A 19,078-nucleotide genomic window follows, 5' to 3' on the forward strand; every position below is an offset into this window, starting at 1 on the left:
GCTCACCCACGGCGGCGCCCGGACAGCGGGGCGGTGATTAAAACGTGTCATCCTCGACGCGCGGTCCGCATCGCGGCAGGAAGTCGGCGGCGCATTGACAGCGAGCACCAGGAATCATAGTTTCCTGCACGACGGATTAAAACGTTTTGAAGGGAGTGCCAGTGCAACGCGTCTGCTTCCTGCTGAAAGTCCGCCCAGAGCGGCTGGCGGAGTACCGCGAACGCCACCGGGACGTCTGGCCGGAGATGCGAGAGGCGCTGTCGCGCACCGGCTGGCACAACTACTCGCTCTTCCTCAGGGACGACGGCCTGCTCGTGGGCTACCTGGAGACCGAGGACTTCGAGGCCGCCAGGAAGGCCATGGCCGAGACCGAGGTCAACGCCCGCTGGCAGGCCGAGATGGCGCCGTTCTTCGAGGATCTCGACGGCCGGCCCGACGAGGGCATGGCACCGCTGACCGAAGTGTTCCACCTGGATTGATCGGGGAGTCATGACTGATATCAAGGCCGCGCTACGCGCACAGCACATCGAGACGCCGTCCTGGGCCTACGGCAACAGCGGCACCCGGTTCAAGGTGTTCGCCCAGCAGGGCGTGCCGCGCGACCCGTACGAGAAGCTCGCCGACGCCGCCCAGGTGCACGCCTACACGGGCGTGGCGCCCACGGTCGCCCTGCACATCCCGTGGGACAAGGTGGACGACTACGCCGACCTGGCCCGGCACGCCCGCGACCTGGGCGTCGGCATCGGGGCGATCAACTCCAACGTCTTCCAGGACGACGACTACAAGCTGGGCAGCGTCACCAACCCGTCCGCGCGGGTGCGCCGCAAGGCCGCCGACCACCTGCTCGAGTGCGTGGACATCATGGACGCCACCGGCTCCGACACGCTGAAGCTGTGGTTCTCCGACGGCATCAACTACCCGGGCCAGGACGACATCAGGGCCCGCCAGGACCGGCTGGCCGAGTCGCTGGCCGAGGTGTACGAGCGCCTCGGCGAGGGGCAGCGGTTCCTGCTGGAGTACAAGCTGTTCGAGCCCGCCTTCTACGCCACCGACGTGCCCGACTGGGGCACCGCGTACGCCCACTGCGTCAAGCTCGGCCCCAAGGCGCAGGTCGTCGTGGACACCGGCCACCACGCGCCGGGCACCAACATCGAGTTCATCGTGGCGTTCCTGCTGCGTGAGGGCAAGCTCGGCGGGTTCGACTTCAACTCGCGCTTCTACGCCGACGACGATCTCATGGTGGGGGCGGCGGACCCGTTCCAGCTGTTCCGGATCATGTTCGAGGTGGTACGCGGCGGCGGGTTCGACCCCGCGGCGAATGTGGCCTTCATGCTCGACCAGTGCCACAACATCGAGCCCAAGATCCCGGGCCAGATCCGCTCGGTCATGAACGTCCAGGAGGCCACCGCCAAGGCCCTCCTGGTCGACCGTGAGGCGCTGGCGGCAGCGCAGGCCGAGGGCGACGTGCTCGGGGCGAACGCCGTCTTCATGGACGCCTACAACACCGACGTGCGGCCGCTGCTCGCCGAGCTGCGGGAGGAGATGGGCCTGGCGCCCGACCCGATGACCGCCTACGCCAAGTCCGGATATTTCGAGAAGATCGCCGCCGAGCGCGTCGGCGGCCAGCAGGCCGGCTGGGGGGCCTGAAAACCATGGATGTCATCAACCAACTGCTGGAACGCTCGCACCGCCTGGGAGCCGACCCGCGCAACACCAACTTCGCCGGCGGCAACACCTCCGCCAAGGGCACCGCGCCCGACCCGGTGACCGGCGAGGACGTCGAGCTGCTCTGGGTCAAGGGCTCCGGTGGCGACCTGGGCACGCTGAAGGAGTCCGGGCTGGCCGTGCTCCGCCTGGACCGGCTGCGGGCGCTCAAGGGCGTCTACCCGGGCGTCGAGCGCGAGGACGAGATGGTCGCCGCGTTCGACTACTGCCTGCACGGCAAGGGCGGGGCCGCGCCGTCGATCGACACGGCCATGCACGGCCTCGTCGAGGCGGGCCACGTCGACCACCTGCACCCCGACGCGGGCATCGCGATCGCCACCGCCGCCGACGGCGAGGAGCTGACCCGGCGCGTCTTCGGCGACCGGGTGGTGTGGGTGCCGTGGCGGCGCCCCGGATTCCAGCTCGGCCTCGACATCGCCGCGATCAAGGACGCCAACCCGCAGGCGATCGGCTGCATCCTCGGCGGCCACGGCATCACCGCCTGGGGCGCCACGTCCGAGGAGTGCGAGTCCCGCTCACTGGAGATCATCCGCACCGCGGAGGCGTACCTGGCCGAGCATGGCCGCCCTGACCCGTTCGGCTCGGTGATCTACCAGACGCCGCCCGAGGCCGAGCGCCACGAGCGCGCGGCCGCGCTGTTCCCCGTCATCCGCGGGCTGGCCTCCACCGACGTGCGCACGGTCGGCCACTACACCGACACCCCCGAGGTGCTGGACTTCGTCTCCCGCTCCGAGCACCCGAGGCTGGCCACGCTGGGCACGTCCTGCCCCGACCACTTCCTGCGGACCAAGGTGGCGCCGCTGGTGCTGGACCTGCCGCCGGACGCGCCGCTGGAGCAGGCGGTCGAGCGGCTGCGCGAGCTGCACGCCGCCTACCGCGAGGAGTACACCGCCTACTACAACCGGCACGCCACCCCCGACTCGCCGCCGATGCGCGGCGCGGACCCGGCGATCGTGCTGGTGCCGGGTGTCGGCATGTTCTCCTTCGGCAAGGACAAGCAGACCGCGCGCGTGGCCGGCGAGTTCTACGTCAACGCCATCAACGTGATGCGCGGCGCCGAGTCCGTCTCCACGTACGCGCCCATCCCCGAGTCGGAGAAGTTCCGCATCGAGTACTGGGAGCTGGAGGAGGCCAAGCTCCGCCGCATGCCCAAGCCCAAGCCGCTGGCCACGCGCGTCGCGCTGATCACCGGCGGCGGCTCGGGCATCGGGGCGGCCACCGCCCGCCGCCTGGCCGCCGAGGGCGCCTGCGTGGTGATCGCCGACCGCGACCTCGGCGCGGCCGAGAAGGTCGCGGCCGAGATCGGCGCGAACGCCTACCGCGTCTCCGACGCGGCCGTGGCCGTCGGCGTGGACGTCACCTCGGAGGAGCAGGTCGCCGCCGCCGTACGGGCCGCCGTGCTGGCCTTCGGCGGCGTGGACCTGGTCGTCAACAACGCCGGCCTGTCGCTGTCGCGGGCGCTGCTGGAGACCACCCTCGCCGACTGGGATCTCCAGCACGACGTCATGGCGCGCGGCTCGTTCCTGGTCTCGCGGGAGACCGCCCGCGTGATGATCGACCAGAACATGGGCGGCGACATCGTCTACATCTCCTCCAAGAACGCCGTCTTCGCCGGCCCGAACAACGTCGCCTACGGCGCGGCCAAGGCCGACCAGGCCCACCAGGTCCGCCTGCTGGCGGCCGAGCTGGGCGCCCACGGCATCCGCGTCAACGGCATCAACCCCGACGGCGTGGTACGAGGCTCCGGCATCTTCGCCTCCGGCTGGGGCGCCAACCGCGCCGCGGTCTACGGGGTCGAGGAGGAGAGGCTCGGCGAGTTCTACGCGCAGCGCACCCTGCTCAAGCGCGAGGTGCTGCCCGAGCACGTGGCCGCCGCGGTCTTCGCCCTGACCGGTGACGACCTCACCCACACCACCGGCCTGCACGTCCCGGTGGACGCGGGCGTGGCCGCGGCCTTCCTCCGCTAGGCCGTTCTCCGCACGACCGCTGCTCCGTGACCCGCCGTCGCCGGAGCGGCACGTGCGGAGAACGGAGCTATGAGTAGGCCGCCACCATCCCGACCAGCATTCCCATGAAGCCGGCCGTCGTGACCAGGGCACCTCCGATCACGGCGGCCCGTCGGGCCCTGCGCGACGCGCCCGCCCAATACATGATCACGTAGGGCAGGAACCCCAGCCCGCCGACGCCCAGCGCCGGCAGCGCCAGCGCGGCCAGAACGCCCCTGGTCCCCGCCGGGGCCGCGCGATCGCCCTCCGGCGTGAGCTGCGCCCGCGTCACGTCCCCCGCCTCGGAGTCCGGCGAGGCGTCCACCGTCACGGGAGCGCCGCCGGAGTCCGGCGTGAAGACCCCGTCGCAGTCGTAGCGACCCTGCCCCAGCGACTCGCACGAGACCACCCGCAACGTCCCCGGCGTCCCGATCCGCCCGGTCGCGAGATCGAGGTCCTCGACCGCGAACACCATCGGCAGCACGCACACGCCCAGCCAGAGCACCACGAGCACGACGCGCCCCATGCGCCCCGGGCCCCTCCCTACAGGTGTGACGAACTGCACATCGGGCAAGAAATCGCTCATATGTCCATCTTGGTGTACGCCGCTTGGGGTTCACCTGGAGGTCACTGGAACACCCGGCTTGCATATCTATCCTATGGAGTGCATCATCTTCACAAGCAAGGTCATGAGAGATGATGCATGAATATGCAGGAGGGCCAGATGAGGGCAGCGATCGCCGGAGCCAGCGGCTACGCGGGCGGGGAGCTCCTGCGACTCCTGCTCGGCCACCCCGAGTTCGAGATCGGCACGCTCACCGCGGCCTCGAGCGCGGGCAGCCGCCTCGGCGCCCACCAGCCCCACCTGCCGCAGCTGGCCGACCGGATCATCGAGGACACCACGGCCGACGCGCTCGCCGGCCACGACGTCGTCTTCCTGGCCCTGCCGCACGGCCACTCGGCCGCCGTCGCCGCCCAGCTCGGCGAGGAGACCGTGGTGGTCGACTGCGGCGCCGACCACCGGCTCGCCGACCCGGCCGCCTGGCAGGAGTTCTACGGCGGCGAGCACGCCGGCACCTGGCCGTACGGGCTGCCCGAGCTGCCCGGCCAGCGCGAGGTGCTCAAGACGGCCACCCGCATCGCGGTCCCCGGCTGCTACCCGACCTCCGTCCTGCTGGCCCTGACGCCCGCCTTCGCCGCGGGCCTGGCCGGCCCCGACGTGGTCGTGGTGGCCGCCAGCGGCACCAGCGGCGCCGGCAGGGCGCTCAAGCCCAACCTGCTCGGCAGCGAGGTCATGGGCTCGGTCAGCGCGTACGGCGTGGGCGGCGTCCACCGGCACACCCCCGAGATGGAGCAGGGCCTGTCGGCCGTCGCGGGCGCCCCGGTGCGCGTGTCGTTCACGCCGACGCTGGCCCCCATGAGCCGCGGCATCCTCGCCACCTGCACCGCCCCGGCCGCGCCCGGCGTCACCAAGGAGTCGCTCCGGGCGGCGTACGAGGTCGCGCTGAAGGACGAGCCGTTCGTCACCCTCCTCCCCGAGGGGGTCTGGCCGGCCACCGCCATGACCTACGGCGCCAACACCGCCGCCCTGCAGGTGACGCTCGACGAGCGCGCCGGCCGCGTGGTCGCCGTCATCGCCATCGACAACCTCACCAAGGGCACGGCCGGAGGCGCGATCCAGAGCGTCAACCTCGCCCTCGGCCTGCCCGAAGAGCTCGGCCTCCCGCTGACGGGAGTCGCCCCGTGACATCGACACCCCATCCACCCCACGACGTGAACCCCACGCTCTGGGAGTCCACGAAGGAGGCCGCGTGAGCGAGCGTAGCGAGCGAACAATCAGATACAGCAGCTTGCTCACGCGACCGACGAAGGAGGTCGCGTGAGCGTGACAGCGCCACTTGGTTTCAGAGCCGCGGGCGTCGCCGCCGGGATCAAATCCGGCGGCGCCCGCGACCTGGCCCTCGTCGTCAACGACGGGCCCAGCCGCGCCGCCGCCGGCGTCTTCACCGCCAACCGCGTCAAGGCCGCCCCGGTGCTGTGGTCGCAGCAGGTCCTGGCGGGCGGCCGGCTGCGAGCCGTGGTGCTCAACTCCGGCGGCGCCAACGCCTGCACCGGCCCCGAGGGTTTCCAGGACACCCACGCCACCGCCGAGAAGGTCGCCGACGTCCTCGAGGACTCGGCGGGCGAGGTCGCGGTCTGCTCGACCGGCCTGATCGGCGAGCGGCTGCCGATGGACGAGCTGCTGTCCGGCGTCGAGACCGCCGCCGGCCAGCTCTCCCGCGACGGCGGCCTGGCCGCGGCCGACGCCATCCGCACCACCGACACCGTCTCCAAGATCTCCTTCCGGCGCGGCGACGGCTACATGGTGGGCGGGATGGCCAAGGGCGCCGGCATGCTCGCCCCGGCCCTGGCCACCATGCTCTGCGTGATCACCACGGACGCCGACGTGAGCAGCGAGGAGCTCGACGCGGTCCTCCGCAAGGCGACGGCCAGGACGTTCGACCGGCTCGACACCGACGGCTGCATGTCCACCAACGACACCGTGCTTCTGCTGGCCAGCGGGGCCTCCGGGGTCAAGCCGGACCCGGCGGAGTTCGAGCGGAAGGTCATCGAGGTCTGCGCCGACCTGGCCAGGCAGCTCCTGGTGGACGCCGAGGGCGCCACCAAGGCCATCGCCATCGAGGTCGTCGGCGCCGCGTCCGAGGACGACGCGGTCAAGGTCGGCCGCTCGGTCGCCCGGTCCAACCTGCTCAAGTGCGCGATCCACGGCGAGGACCCCAACTGGGGCCGCGTCCTGGCCGCGGTCGGCACCACCGACGCCGTCTTCGAGCCCGACCGGCTCAACGTGGCGATCAACGGCATCTGGATCTGCCGCGGCGGCGCGGTCGGCGACGACCGCTCCAAGGTCGACATGCGCCCCAGGGACGTGACGATCACCGTCGACCTGTCGGCGGGGCCGCACACCGCGACCGTCCACACCACGGACCTGACGGCCGACTACGTCCACGAGAACTCGGCGTACAGCACATGAGGCTCACCACCGCGCAGACCAAGGCCGCGGCCCTGATCGAGGCGCTGCCCTGGCTGACCCGCTTCCACGGCGCGACCGTCGTCATCAAGTACGGCGGCAACGCCATGACCGACGAGGCGCTCAAGGAGGGCTTCGCCGAGGACGTCGTCTTCCTGCACCACGCCGGCCTGCGCCCGGTGGTCGTGCACGGCGGCGGGCCGCAGATCAGCCGCGCGCTGGAACTGCACGGCATCGAGTCCACCTTCACCGCCGGCCTGCGGGTCACCACGCCCGAGGCCATGCAGGTCGTCAGGATGGTCCTGGTCGGCCAGGTCAACCGCGACATCGTCGGCCTGGTCAACCGGCACGGCCCGTTCGCGGTCGGCATGTCCGGCGAGGACGCCCACCTGTTCACCGCGGTGCGCAAGCACGCCGTCGTGGACGGCGAGCCGGTGGACATCGGCCAGGTCGGCGAGATCATCAAGGTCGACGCCGGCGCCGTGAAGGCCCTGATCGACGACGGCCGCATCCCCGTGGTCTCCAGCGTCGCCAGGGGAGACGACGGTGAAATCTACAATGTAAATGCCGACACCGCGGCCGCCGCGCTGGCCGTGGCGCTCCAGGCGCAGAAGCTGATCGTCCTCACCGACGTCGAGGGCCTGTACGCCAACTGGCCCGACGACACCGACGTGATCGACGAGCTCACCGCCGACGAGCTGGAGACGCTGATGCCCACGCTGTCCAGCGGCATGGTCCCCAAGATGGAGGCGTGCCTGACGGCGGTGCAGGGCGGGGTGCCCCAGGCCCACGTGCTCGACGGACGCGTCCCGCACTCCCTCCTGCTGGAGCTGTTCACCAATGAAGGAATCGGAACGATGGTGATGCCCTGATGACGCTCTTCGAGAGGTTCGAGAAGGCCTTCATGCCCAACTACGGCGTCCCCCCGGTCGCCCTGGCGCGCGGCGAGGGCAGCCGCGTGTGGGACGTGGACGGCAAGGAATACCTCGACTTCATCGGCGGCATCGCCACCAGCTCGCTCGGCCACGCCCACCCCGCCCTGGTCGAGGCCGTCTCGCGGCAGGTCGCCACCATCGCGCACACCAGCAACCTGTTCCTGCACGAGCCTGAGGTGCTGCTCGCCGAGAAGCTCATCGAGCTGCTCAACGCCCCCGCCCGGGTCTTCTTCGCCAACTCCGGCACCGAGGCCAACGAGGCGGCGTACAAGCTGGCGCTCAAGTACGGCCGCCGCGAGGGCCGCTCCTACTTCGTCGCCGCCGAGAACGGCTTCCACGGCCGCACCATCGGCGCCCTGTCGCTGACCGGCAAGCAGTCGATCCGCGACCAGTTCGGCCCGTTCCCGGTCGCCGTGCGCTTCGTCCCGTACGGCGACGCGGACGCGCTCAAGGAGGCCGTGACCGGCGACTGCATCGCGGTCTTCCTGGAGCCGACCCAGGGCGAGGCGGGCGTGGTCCCGCCGCCGGACGGCTACTTCGAGGCCGCCCGCGAGATCTGCGACTCGACCGGCGCGCTGCTGGTCGCCGACGAGATCCAGTCCGCGATCGGCCGCACCGGGCACTGGTTCGCCCACCAGGCCGACGGCGTCACCCCCGACATCCTGACCCTGGCCAAGGGCCTGGGCGGCGGGCTTCCCATCGGCGCGTGCATCGGCTTCGGGGACGTGGGGAAGCTGTTCCAGAAGGGCGACCACGGCTCGACGTTCGGCGGCAACCCGGTCTCGTGCGCCGCCGCCCTGGCGGTGCTGGCCAACGTGGACCTGGAGCACGTGAAGTCGGTCTCGGCACGGCTGCGCGCCGGGCTGGAGGCCGTCGATCATCCGCTGCTGAAGGGCGTGCGGGGGCGGGGCCTGTGGCTGGCGGCGGTGCTGAACGAGGAGCGCTCGGCCCAGGTGCAGCAGGCCGCCGCGGCGGCGGGCTTCCTGGTGAACGCCCTCCAGCCGGACGCGGTGCGCATCGCGCCGCCCCTGGTGGTGACGGCTGACGAGGTGGACGCCTTCGTGACGGCGTTCCCGGCGATTCTGGCGGAGGCGGCAAAGTGACCAGGCAAGGCGCGGACTCGGCGCAAATCAGACACTTCCTCAGGGACGACGATCTGTCGCCCGCCGAGCAGGCGGAGGTTCTCGACCTCGCCGCGGCGATGAAGAAGGACCGCTTCGGCTACCGTCCCTTCGAGGGCCCGCAGTCGGTCGCGGTGCTGTTCGACAAGCCGTCGGCCCGCACCCGCGTCTCCTTCCACACCGGCATCGGCGAGCTGGGCGGCCTCCCGCTGGTCGTCGACAACGTCTCGGTGCTGATGGGCCGCGGCGAGCCCACCAAGGACATCGCGCGGGTGCTCGACCGCCAGGTCGCCGCCATCGTCTGGCGCACCACCGGCCAGGAGCTCATCGAGGAGATGGCCGCGCACTCCCGCGTGCCTGTCGTGAACGCGCTCACCGACGAGTTCCACCCCTGCCAGATCCTGGCCGACCTGCAGACCGTCCAGGAGCACCTGGGCCGGACGGCCGGGCTCACGCTGACCTTCCTCGGCGACGGCGCCAACAACATGGCCCACTCCTACCTGCTCGGCGGCGCCACGGCCGGCATGCACGTCCGCATCGCCGCCCCCGCCGGCTACCACCCCGACCCGGTCGTCCTGAACCAGGCCGCCACCATCGCCGCGCAGACCGGCGGCTCGGTGGTCACGATGTCCGACCCTGCCGCGGCCGCCGAGGGCGCCCACGTGATCGCCACCGACACGTGGGTGTCCATGGGCCAGGACGGCAAGGAGCAGCGGGTGGCCGCGCTCATGCCGTACCAGGTCAACGCCGAGCTGCTGGAGCACGCCGCGCCGGACGCGATCGTGCTGCACTGCCTGCCGGCCTACCGCGACTACGAGATCACCGACGAGGTGCTGGAGGGGCCGCGCAGCGTCGTGTGGGACCAGGCGGAGAACCGGCTGCACGCCCAGAAGGCGCTCCTGCACTGGCTGGTGACACACGTGCACTCGCGGAGCGAGGGCACCAACGGACACGGCGACCTGGTCGCAAGGCCGACGGAGGAGGCCTTGTGACCATCCCGATGACCAAGGCGGCCCGCCAGGCGAAGATCACCGACCTGCTGCGGAGGCAGGCCGTGCGCTCCCAGCCGGAGCTGGCCAAGCTGCTCGCCGAGAGCGGCGTCGAGGTCACCCAGGCCACGCTCTCCCGCGACCTCGACGAGCTCGGCGCGCTGAAGCTGCGCGCCGAGGACGGGTCGCTGGTGTACGCGCTGCCCGGCGAGGGCGGCGACCGGATCCCGCTCACCCGGCTGGGCACCGGCGAGTCCCCGGACGCGCGGCTGCACCGCATCGCCGAGGAGCTGCTGGTCGGGGCCGAGGCGTCGGCCAACCTGGTCATCGTGAGAACCCCGCCGGGCGCCGCCCAGTTCCTGGCCTCGGCCATCGACCACGCCGACTGGGAGTCGATCCTCGGCACGGTGGCGGGCGACGACACGATCCTCGTCATCAGCCGCGACCCCACGGGCGGGCAGGCCGTCGCCGACGCGCTGCTGAAGGTCGCCGACCGGCGCAGCTGAGACTTCGACATTGGAGAAAGTGCAATGACCGAGAGAGTGGTCCTCGCGTACTCGGGGGGCCTGGACACCTCCGTGGCGATCCCGTACCTCGCCGAGAAGATGAACGCCGAGGTGGTCTGCGTCGCCGTGGACCTCGGCCAGGGCGGCGAGGACATGGAGGTCGTCCAGAAGCGCGCCATGGACTGCGGCGCGGTCGAGTCCGTCGTGGTGGACGCCAAGGAGGAGTTCGCCGCCGACTTCTGCGTGCCCGCGCTGCAGGCCAACGCCCTCTACATGGACCGCTACCCGCTGGTGTCGTCGCTGTCGCGCCCGCTCATCGTCAAGCACCTGGTGTCGGCGGCCAAGCAGTTCGGCGGCACGGTGGTCTCCCACGGCTGCACCGGCAAGGGGAACGACCAGGTCCGCTTCGAGGCCGGCCTGGCCGCGCTCGCGCCCGACCTCAAGGTCGTCGCGCCCGCCCGCGACTTCGCCTGGACCCGTGACAAGGCCATCGAGTACGCCGAGGCCAAGGGCCTGCCCATCGAGACGTCGAAGAAGAACCCGTTCTCCATCGACCAGAACCTCTGGGGCCGCGCCGTCGAGACCGGCTTCCTGGAGGACATCTGGAACGGCCCCACCGAGGAGGTCTACTCCTACACCGCCGACCCGTCCCAGCCGCGCGGGGCCGACGAGGTCGTCATCACCTTCGAGGCCGGCGTCCCGGTCAAGATCGACGGGCGTTCGCTGACCCCCTACGAGGTGATCGACGAGCTCAACAAGCGCGCCGGCGCCCAGGGCGTCGGCCGGATCGACATGGTCGAGGACCGGCTCGTCGGCATCAAGTCCCGCGAGGTGTACGAGGCGCCGGGCGCGATCGCGCTCATCACCGCGCACATGGAGCTGGAGAACGTCACCGTCGAGCGTGACCTGGCCCGCTTCAAGCGCGGCGTCGACCAGCGGTGGAGCGAGCTGGTCTACGACGGGCTGTGGTTCTCGCCGCTCAAGGACGCCCTCGACGCGCTCATCCTGCAGGCCCAGAAGCACGTCTCCGGTGACATCCGCATGACCCTGCACGCAGGCAAGGCCACCGTCACCGGCCGCCGCTCCGAGGAGTCCCTGTACGACTTCTCGCTGGCCACGTACGACACCGGCGACACCTTCGACCAGTCCCTGGCCAAGGGCTTCGTCCAGCTCTTCTCACTTCCCGCCAAGATCGCGGCGGCCCGTGACGCGAAGAAGGGCTGACTTGCACTATGGTCGCCGGGGGAAACGTGGAGGAGATGACGGTGAGTGATGGCAAGCCGATGCGGCTGTGGGGCGGACGCTTCGAGAGCGGCCCGTCCGACGCGCTGGCCCGGCTGTCGGTGAGCGTGCACTTCGACTGGCGGCTGGTGCCGTACGACCTGGCCGCGTCCAGGGCGCACGCGCGGGTGCTGCACAGGGCGGGGCTGCTGAGCGACGAGGAGCTCGAGCGCATGATCGGCGCGCTCGATGACCTGGAGCAGGCGTGCAAGGCGGGCGAGTTCCGGCCGACGGTCGCCGACGAGGACGTGCACACCGCGCTGGAGCGCGGCCTGCTGGAGCGGCTCGGCTCGCTCGGCGGCAAGCTCCGCGCCGGACGCTCGCGCAACGACCAGATCGCCACCGACCTGCGCCTCTACCTGCGCGATCACGCCCGCACGGTCGTCTCGCGCCTGGTCGAGCTGGAGACCGCGCTCATGGCGCAGGCCGAGCAGCACGCCGAGACGGCCGCGCCCGGCATGACGCACCTGCAGCACGCCCAGCCGGTGTCGTTCGGCCACCAGCTGCTGGCGCACGTGCACGCGTTCGCCCGTGACATCGACCGGCTGATGGACTGGGACAAGCGCACCGCGGTGTCCCCGCTCGGCTCCGGCGCCCTGGCGGGCTCGTCGCTGCCGCTCGACCCGCAGGCCGTGGCGGAGGAGCTGGGCTTCTCGGCCGCCGCGCCCAACTCGATGGACGCCGTCTCCGACCGCGACTTCGCGGCCGAGTTCCTGTTCGACGCGGCCATGATCGGCGTGCACCTGTCGCGGCTCGGCGAGGAGATCGTCCTGTGGGCCTCGCAGGAGTTCCGCTGGATCGAGATGGACGACGCCTACTCCACCGGCTCGTCGATCATGCCGCAGAAGAAGAACCCGGACGTGGCCGAGCTGGCCCGCGGCAAGTCGGGGCGGCTCATCGGCAACCTGATGTCGCTGCTGACGACCCTCAAGGGCCTGCCGCTGACCTACAACCGCGACCTGCAGGAGGACAAGGAGCCGGTGTTCGACGCGGTCGACACGCTGCTGCTGGTCCTGCCCGCGATGGCCGGCCTGGTCGCCACCATGCGGGTCAACACCGCCCGGCTGGAGTCCTCGGCCCCCGACGGGTTCGCGCTGGCGACCGACCTGGCCGAGCTGCTGGTGCGGCGTGGCGTGCCGTTCCGCGAGGCGCACGAGGCGGTCGGCCACCTGGTGGTGTGGTGCCAGGTCCACGACAAGGACCTCGGCGGGCTCACCGACGACGAGCTGGCGAAGGTGTCGCCGCACCTGACGCCCGACGTGCGCGACGTGCTCAACGTGCCCGGCGCGCTGGCCGCGCGCAAGGCATACGGCGGCACCGCGCCCGACCGCGTCCGCGACCAGCTCACCGCCCTCCGCGAGGCGGTCGACGCGCAGGCGGCATGGGCGGCGGGAAGCTGAGCTCCGCCCCGCTCCGGCGGAGCTTCTTCGAGCGGCCGTCGCACGAGGTGGCGCCCGACCTGCTCGGGCGCGTGCTCGTGCACGGCCCCGTGGCCGTGCGCCTGACCGAGGTGGAGGCGTACGGCGGCCCGGGCGAGGACCCGGCGGCCCACACCTACCGCGGCAAGACACCCCGCAACGCGGTCATGTTCGGCCCGCCGGGACACCTGTACGTGTACTTCACCTACGGCATGCACTTCTGCGCGAACCTCGTCTGCCTGCCCGACGGCCACGGCTCGGCCGTGCTGTTGCGGGCGGGTGAGGTTGTGGCGGGTCTCGACGAGGCGCGCCGGCGACGCAACGGCGGCCGCGCGGGCGCGCGCCCGCTCATCGCGGACCGCGATCTCGCCCGCGGCCCCGCCCGGCTCGCGGTGGCCCTCGGCCTGCTCCGTGAGCACAACGGCCTCGACGCCATCTGGGAGGGCGCGCCGCCGGCCCCGGTCATCGGCGACGACGGCACACGGCGGCTGACCGGACGTCCGCGTGACGCCGTCACCGTGTTCGAAGGGCTGCCGGCCGATCCGGCCCTGATCAGGTCAGGGCCGCGCACCGGCGTCTCGACGGCCAGGGAGACCCCCTGGCGCTTCTGGATCGACGGCGACCCGACCGTGTCGCCGTACCGCGCTCACGTGCCGCGCCGTCGCAGCGCCGCGGCCACCTCCGTGGGGGAGGCGCCCAGTTCGTGAGGACTGAAGATGTGCAGGTGGTCGCCGGTGTCGATCTCCAGCATCTCGGTGCGGAGCCCCCACCGCGTGCGCACGTCCACCTTGATGTCCCAGATCGCCTCCCAGGGCACGTGCCGCCTGCCCGCGAACCCGTGCACTACCGTGATCCCGCTCTCGTCGGCCGCCAGCCGCACCGGGACCAGCACGTCACGCAGCCCCATCGCGCCGATCAGCACGGCCGCGGGAACGGCCAGGATCACGCCGCGGACGTCGCCGTCGATCCACCAGTAGACGGCGAGCCCGGCACACGCCAGAGCCCCTAAGATCTTGAAAACGGCCAGCTCGCGACGGACCCTCCACATGGAGACTGAGCGTATTCCAAGTGGCGGGCCACCGACGCGATCAGGCACCCTGTATCCATCCACATGTCCCATTGACTGGAAAGCCGGCACCGTGACCGACATTCTCGATGAGCTCGAATGGCGCGACGTCCTCGCGCAGACCACCGACATCGACGCCCTGCGTGAGGCGCTGTCGAAAGGTCCGATCACCGTCTATGCCGGTTTCGACCCGACCGCTCCCTCGCTCCACGTCGGCAACCTCGCCACGCTGCTGATCCTCACCCGCTTCCAGCGCGCCGGGCACAAACCCATCGGCCTGGTGGGCGGGGCGACCGGCCTGATCGGCGACCCCAGCGGCCGCAGCACCGAGCGGGCGCTCAACACCGCCGACGTCGTGGCCGAGTGGGTGCAGCGCATCCGGGTCCAGGTGGAGAAGTTCCTGTCCTTCGAGTCGGGGCCGAACGCCGCCACGCTGGTCAGCAACCTCGACTGGACCGCCGAGCTGTCGGCCATCGACTTCCTGCGCGACGTGGGCAAGCACTTCCCGGTCAACCGCATGCTGGCCCGCGAATCCGTCTCCGCGCGCCTGGCCGGCGAGGGGCTCAGCTACACCGAGTTCAGCTACCAGATCCTGCAGGCCAACGACTACCTGGAGCTCTACCGGCGGCACGGCTGCACGCTCCAGCTGGGCGGCAGCGACCAGTGGGGCAACATCACCGCCGGCGTCGACCTGATCAGGCGCGTCGAGGGCGCCCACGTCCACGCCCTGACCGGCAAGCTGATCACGAAGGCCGACGGCACCAAGTTCGGCAAGACCGCGGGCGGCGCCGTGTGGCTCGACCCCGCGCTGACCTCGCCGTACGCGTTCTACCAGTACTGGCTCAACGCCGACGACCGCGACGTGATCCGCTTCCTGAAGGTGTTCACGTTCCGCTCGCGCGAGGAGATCGACGAGCTGGAGAAGGCCGTCGCCGACCGCCCGTTCGCCCGCGAGGCGCAGCGCACGCTGGCCGAGGACCTGACGACGATGGTGCACGGCGCCGACGAGCTGGCCGCCGTGGTCGCCGCGTCCAAGGCCCTGTTCGGGCAGGGTTCGCTGGAGGAGCTGTCGGAGGCGACCCTGGAGGCCGCCCTGGCCGAGGTGCCGAAGGCCAAAGTCGCCGCCCTGGGGACGCCGTTCGTCGACCTGATGGCCGACAGCGGCCTGGTGGAGTCCAAGTCGGCGGCCCGGCGGGCCGTCAAGGAGGGCGGGGCGTACCTCAACAACGTCAAGATCACCGACGAGGCGTACGTGCCGACCGCCGACGACCTGCTGCGCGGCCGGTTCATGGTGCTGCGGCGCGGCAAGAAGTCGATCGGCGGCGTCGAGGTCGGCTGACGTCCGTCCAGGGCCCCTCCGCTCGGCGGAGGGGGCCCGGTCACTTGCGGGTGAACAACGCCACGGTCAGTCCCGGCAGGTCGGCGGAGTGCTTGGCCAGGCTCAGTTCGAACCCGGCCCGCTCCACCTCCCCCACCCTCGGGATCCCGTCGCCCTCCAGGCCCGACTTCTTGCTCCCGCGCCAGACCACCCAGACCCGCTCGCGCCCCTCCAACGCCGCCGAGACATCGGACCGCTCGGGGTGGCCGAAGCCGTCGGGGGAGGGCTCGTCGCCGGACCTCAGCACGTCGACGGGCATGAGAGAGTCCGCGTAGTAGTCGAATCCCGTGCGCAGCTGGCTCTGGCCGTAGACGATCGCGTCCTCCGGCTCGGCCTTGATCACACGCAGGGCCCACGGGATGTTCTCGAACCGGCCGTTCTCCTCCCGGATGTCCACGTGGTCCGGGAAGGACAACACGCACCCGAGCACCACGAGCGCCGTCCCCGCCACCACGTGGAACCGGGGGAGCGCCGCCACGGCCAGGCCCGCCAGCAGCGCCAGCGCCGGGGCCGTCACGAACAGGTAGCGGTCCACGTAGACCGGCGTCACCAGGTGGGAGACCGCGAGCAGCAGCAGCGGCGGCAACACCAGCCACCCCAGCAGCGCGAACACCCAGGGCCTCCCCGCCGCCTCACGGACGGCGCTTCGATCCGTCGCCTCATGGACCGCAGCCGCCTCAGCGGCCGCGCTCCGAGCCGCCGCCGCGCCGGCCACCCTCCAGAGCAAGACCGCGCCGGCCAGCGCCAGCGTGAACAACACCACGCCGAACGCGGTCGTGCCCGCCGCCATCTTCGGGAACTTCAGCCACACCTCCGGACCCCGCTGCGGGATCCAGCTGATCGCGTGCCGCTCGCCGTACCCGATCAGGCCCAGCACGGCGGCCGGGACGCACCCGACGGCCAACGCGGCGAACACGCGCGGCAGCGCCCCACGGCGGGCCAGCGCCAGGTGGGCGGGCAGGACCAGCACCGCGAACAGGTGCGTGGAGCACACCAGCGCGACCGCCACCCCATAGAGCACCCACCGCCCGGCGGCGCCGGGACGCTCGACGGCACGGTGCAGAGCCCAGAAGGACAGGACGACCGCGGCGGCGGCGAAGGCGTACGACCTGGCGAAAGCTCCGAAATAGGACACCGATGGAAGGATCGCGAAGACGCCGGCCGCGATGACGCCCGCACGGGTGGAGTGCAGGCGCCGCCCCAGGTCGGCCAGCAGCCAGGCCGCCACGCCGATCGCCAGCGCCGACGGCAGCCGCAGCCACAACTCCGCCATGCCCGCCTTCACCCAGACATGCATGAACAGGTAGTACGGCAGGAAATGGCCGTCGATGTGCTGCGCCAGCTCCCACATGCCGGCCAGGGACCGCCGGGCGGCGCTGACGGTGGCCAGCTCGTCGCCGTTCAAGGTGGCGGCGCCCGTTCCCGAGAACGCCGCTGCCCCGGCGAGCAGCGCCATCCACCACGGGGTCGAGGTGCGGCGGCGTTCGGCGGGGCGGACGGGGGGTGCGAGAGTGGCGGCAGTGGTCACCGGGGCAGGATACGCGCCGTAGGGTCGGTCGTATGGCCAACGTGATCGTATTTGACCTTTATGGCGTGATCGCCCGTACCCAGAGTGCCGCGGCTCGGCAGCAGATCGTCGAGCTGGCGGGGGTGCCGGAGGAGCGGTTCTGGGAGGCGTACTGGGCGTGCCGGCCGCCCTACGACGCGGGCCAGGACAGTGTCGCGTACTGGGGCGCGGTGGCGGAGCGGCTCGGGACGCGCTTCGCCGACGTGCCCGCCCTCATCGCGGCCGATCTGGAAAGTTGGTGCCACGTGGACGGGGACATGGTGGCGGTCGTGCACGAACTGGCGGACCAGGGGCATCGGCTGGGGCTGCTGTCGAACATCATCGAGGAGCTGGTGCCGATGTGGGAGTCGCGGCACGGGGACTGGCTGGGGCGGTTCGCGGCGCTCACGTACTCGTGCCGGATCGGGGTGGCCAAGCCGGAGCGGCGGGCGTACGAGATCTGCGCGGAGGCGGTGGGGGCGGCGCCGCAGGACATCCTGTTCTTCGACGACAACGAGGTCAATGTGGTGGCGGCGAGAGAGGCGGGGATGCGGGCGGAGGTGTTCGCGTCGCCGGAGCAGGTACGCGCCCTGGCACAGACGATGGAGCTCGGCCGCTGACCTCCCGCGCTTCCGCCACACCGCCTGCGCCTCCGCCTGCGCCTGCGCCTGCGCCTCCGCCGACATCCTCGCCGCGGCCTTCACTCCCGCTGTCGCAAGTCCCGCCCCGGTGCCCGTCCCGAGCCGGCCGCCCGCACACCAATGTCGACGGGGGTTCTCACCATCGCGCCCCCGCCATCGCCGCCGGTGTCGCCCTCGCCGTTCGGAGGCCGCTCCGCCGCCCGAACGGCCCCGCCTGCTCGGCGATCGAGCTCGATTCACGATCAGCGATGGGCGGCGGCTTCGAGTGTGAGTAAGGCGGCCAGGGCGGCGTCCTTGTGGTCGCGCGTCCAGGGCGTGCCGACCTGCGCTCGCAACCCGTCGACCCGGCCCGTCGCACCCGGGCCGAGCACATGTGCCGAGGTGTCGCGCAGCTGCTTGAAGTCGTACCGGCTCACCGCGAGCCCCGCGCTCCGAGCCCCGTCCATCAGCGCGTCGTGGTAAAGCTCCCCCTCGGCACCGTGCAGGAAGTGGTGCTTGCTCAGCACCGTGGCCAGGTCGTCGGGCAGCGCCATCCGGCCGGCGCCGACCGCGCCCAGGTCGAGCGCGACGCCGAGCACCTCATGCCCGTCCCCGCCCAGTTCCCGCGCCGCCGCGCCGAGCGCGTCGCGGGCGGCCGTACGCTCGGCCCGCTCCACGGCGGCGATCAGCTCAGCCGCCTCCGGGAGCTCGAGCCCGGCCGCGGCGTGATAGGGCTGGTCAGGCAGCGAGGGATCGGCGAGCAGCGTCACCCGTTCGCGCAGCAGCACCCGAGGTGTCTCAGGTGTGCCGCCCACCGCCACCAGCACCGCCCACCCGCAGTGATCCTTGACCCCGAGCACCGCCGCACCCAAGCCGCCTCACCTCCACGCGATACATGTCGGCTTCATAACGGTACGGCCGCTGCGGCCCTTGATCGAGTCCCCGGCAGCGGGAACCTCGACCGGCTGGGGCCTGGCGATTTGACGTGTCGCGGATCGCGACCTAATCTTTCACTTCGCCCCGGGAGTGAGCCGGACACCGATCAGGCGGACGGGCCCCCGGGCAAGCCCCTTGAAATGACGAGCCACTCGGCAGAGCCGCTTCGGCGTGCTTGTGTCCGAGTCGTTCCTGGGCACGCCGACTCACCGGAAAATCGGTTGATTCGACAAGCCCCGGATGAAACGGTAAGTTGTGAGGGTTGCCCCGGAAGCGGGGTGCACCATCCTAGGCAGGTTTGACCGGCTGATGCCAAATCCCTGGATTTGACTAAGAATCGGTCAATCTGATAGGGTAACCAGGACGAGAGTAGCGCCTCCAGGGCGAGATCCACACCAGGATTTTGCACCAGGATGCACGCGTCCGTTTCTTGAGAACTCAACAGTGTGTTAAAAGCCAGTGCATGTGCATCACACATGTAACACCCCGTCATTGGATTGACGGTTTTGCTTGGACAGTCTGTCCGAACAGGCATTGTTTGGAG

Annotated in this window: 18 protein-coding genes; 14 read left to right on the top strand and 4 right to left on the bottom strand. The window is 71.2% G+C overall.

Translation table 11 applies throughout. The annotated features are described in order from the left end of the window. Window positions 1-161 precede the first annotated feature (161 nt). Genes ID574_RS08975 through ID574_RS08985 form a run of 3 tightly spaced genes read left to right on the top strand, consistent with a single transcriptional unit; the run spans window position 162 to window position 3,692 of the window. Window positions 162-479, top strand: coding sequence for an L-rhamnose mutarotase (locus ID574_RS08975; protein ID WP_188188206.1), 318 nt, complete (start codon window positions 162-164; stop codon window positions 477-479). A gap of 10 nt (window positions 480-489) precedes the next feature. Then, on the top strand, window positions 490-1,647 hold the full coding sequence (rhaI, locus tag ID574_RS08980; RefSeq protein ID WP_188188207.1) for an L-rhamnose isomerase: 1,158 nt from the start codon (window positions 490-492) through the stop codon (window positions 1,645-1,647). A 5-nt stretch (window positions 1,648-1,652) separates the two neighbouring features. After that, entirely contained in the window at window positions 1,653-3,692 is a 2,040-nt protein-coding gene (locus tag ID574_RS08985; protein ID WP_188188208.1) for a bifunctional aldolase/short-chain dehydrogenase, read from the top strand. A gap of 67 nt (window positions 3,693-3,759) precedes the next feature. On the opposite strand, the gene ID574_RS08990 is transcribed toward ID574_RS08985, so the two are convergent. After that, window positions 3,760-4,296, bottom strand: coding sequence for a hypothetical protein (locus ID574_RS08990; RefSeq protein ID WP_223166490.1), 537 nt, complete (start codon window positions 4,294-4,296; stop codon window positions 3,760-3,762). A gap of 138 nt (window positions 4,297-4,434) precedes the next feature. On the opposite strand from ID574_RS08990, the gene argC reads away from it, so the two are divergent. The 9 genes from argC (at window position 4,435) to ID574_RS09035 (ending at window position 13,695) form a co-directional block, all read left to right on the top strand. Beyond that, window positions 4,435-5,457: an N-acetyl-gamma-glutamyl-phosphate reductase gene (argC, locus tag ID574_RS08995; RefSeq protein WP_188188209.1), complete on the top strand. Its 1,023-nt coding sequence runs from the start codon at window positions 4,435-4,437 to the stop codon at window positions 5,455-5,457. Window positions 5,458-5,589: 132 nt separating this feature from the next. Continuing rightward, window positions 5,590-6,741: a bifunctional glutamate N-acetyltransferase/amino-acid acetyltransferase ArgJ gene (argJ, locus tag ID574_RS09000; RefSeq protein WP_188188210.1), complete on the top strand. Its 1,152-nt coding sequence runs from the start codon at window positions 5,590-5,592 to the stop codon at window positions 6,739-6,741. Beyond that, window positions 6,738-7,610, top strand: a complete 873-nt coding sequence (gene argB / locus ID574_RS09005) for an acetylglutamate kinase (RefSeq protein ID WP_188188211.1) — start codon at window positions 6,738-6,740, stop codon at window positions 7,608-7,610. The genes argJ and argB overlap by 4 nt, the downstream gene beginning before the upstream one ends. Then, window positions 7,610-8,776, top strand: a complete 1,167-nt coding sequence (locus ID574_RS09010; RefSeq protein WP_188188212.1) for an acetylornithine transaminase — start codon at window positions 7,610-7,612, stop codon at window positions 8,774-8,776. Before argB ends, ID574_RS09010 begins: the two co-directional genes overlap by 1 nt. Next, window positions 8,773-9,786 carry an ornithine carbamoyltransferase gene (gene argF, locus ID574_RS09015; protein ID WP_188188213.1) on the top strand — a complete coding sequence of 338 codons (1,014 nt, stop codon included), beginning with the start codon at window positions 8,773-8,775 and terminating at the stop codon, window positions 9,784-9,786. The genes ID574_RS09010 and argF overlap by 4 nt, the downstream gene beginning before the upstream one ends. Window positions 9,787-9,794: 8 nt before the next feature. Continuing rightward, window positions 9,795-10,289 carry an arginine repressor gene (locus ID574_RS09020; protein WP_188188380.1) on the top strand — a complete coding sequence of 165 codons (495 nt, stop codon included), beginning with the start codon at window positions 9,795-9,797 and terminating at the stop codon, window positions 10,287-10,289. A 24-nt stretch (window positions 10,290-10,313) separates the two neighbouring features. Next, entirely contained in the window at window positions 10,314-11,513 is a 1,200-nt protein-coding gene (locus ID574_RS09025) for an argininosuccinate synthase (RefSeq protein ID WP_188188214.1), read from the top strand. 35 nt (window positions 11,514-11,548) lie between these two features. Then, complete coding sequence (argH, locus tag ID574_RS09030) at window positions 11,549-12,970, top strand: argininosuccinate lyase (RefSeq protein WP_188188215.1); 1,422 nt, start codon at window positions 11,549-11,551, stop codon at window positions 12,968-12,970. After that, entirely contained in the window at window positions 12,952-13,695 is a 744-nt protein-coding gene (locus tag ID574_RS09035; RefSeq protein WP_188188216.1) for a DNA-3-methyladenine glycosylase, read from the top strand. The genes argH and ID574_RS09035 overlap by 19 nt, the downstream gene beginning before the upstream one ends. Here the strand turns inward: ID574_RS09035 and ID574_RS09040 are convergent. Continuing rightward, window positions 13,635-14,036, bottom strand: coding sequence for a PH domain-containing protein (locus tag ID574_RS09040; protein WP_188188217.1), 402 nt, complete (start codon window positions 14,034-14,036; stop codon window positions 13,635-13,637). The two genes, ID574_RS09035 and ID574_RS09040, sit on opposite strands and share 61 nt — an antisense overlap. Window positions 14,037-14,127: 91 nt before the next feature. On the opposite strand from ID574_RS09040, the gene tyrS reads away from it, so the two are divergent. Then, window positions 14,128-15,393: a tyrosine--tRNA ligase gene (gene tyrS, locus ID574_RS09045; protein WP_223166491.1), complete on the top strand. Its 1,266-nt coding sequence runs from the start codon at window positions 14,128-14,130 to the stop codon at window positions 15,391-15,393. 40 nt (window positions 15,394-15,433) lie between these two features. Here the strand turns inward: tyrS and ID574_RS09050 are convergent, their stop codons facing one another. Next, window positions 15,434-16,960 (bottom strand): glycosyltransferase family 39 protein, encoded by a 1,527-nt coding sequence (locus ID574_RS09050; RefSeq protein WP_223166492.1) that lies wholly within the window; start codon window positions 16,958-16,960, stop codon window positions 15,434-15,436. Window positions 16,961-16,992: 32 nt separating this feature from the next. Here ID574_RS09050 and ID574_RS09055 point away from each other — a divergent pair, with 32 nt between their 5' ends. Next, window positions 16,993-17,598: an HAD family hydrolase gene (locus ID574_RS09055; RefSeq protein WP_188188219.1), complete on the top strand. Its 606-nt coding sequence runs from the start codon at window positions 16,993-16,995 to the stop codon at window positions 17,596-17,598. Window positions 17,599-17,861: 263 nt separating this feature from the next. Here the strand turns inward: ID574_RS09055 and ID574_RS09060 are convergent, their stop codons facing one another. Next, window positions 17,862-18,470, bottom strand: a complete 609-nt coding sequence (locus ID574_RS09060) for a hypothetical protein (RefSeq protein ID WP_188188220.1) — start codon at window positions 18,468-18,470, stop codon at window positions 17,862-17,864. Window positions 18,471-19,078: the final 608 nt, after the last annotated feature.

Source organism: Nonomuraea sp. SYSU D8015 (genome assembly GCF_008065375.1).
GTDB lineage: Bacteria > Actinomycetota > Actinomycetes > Streptosporangiales > Streptosporangiaceae > Nonomuraea.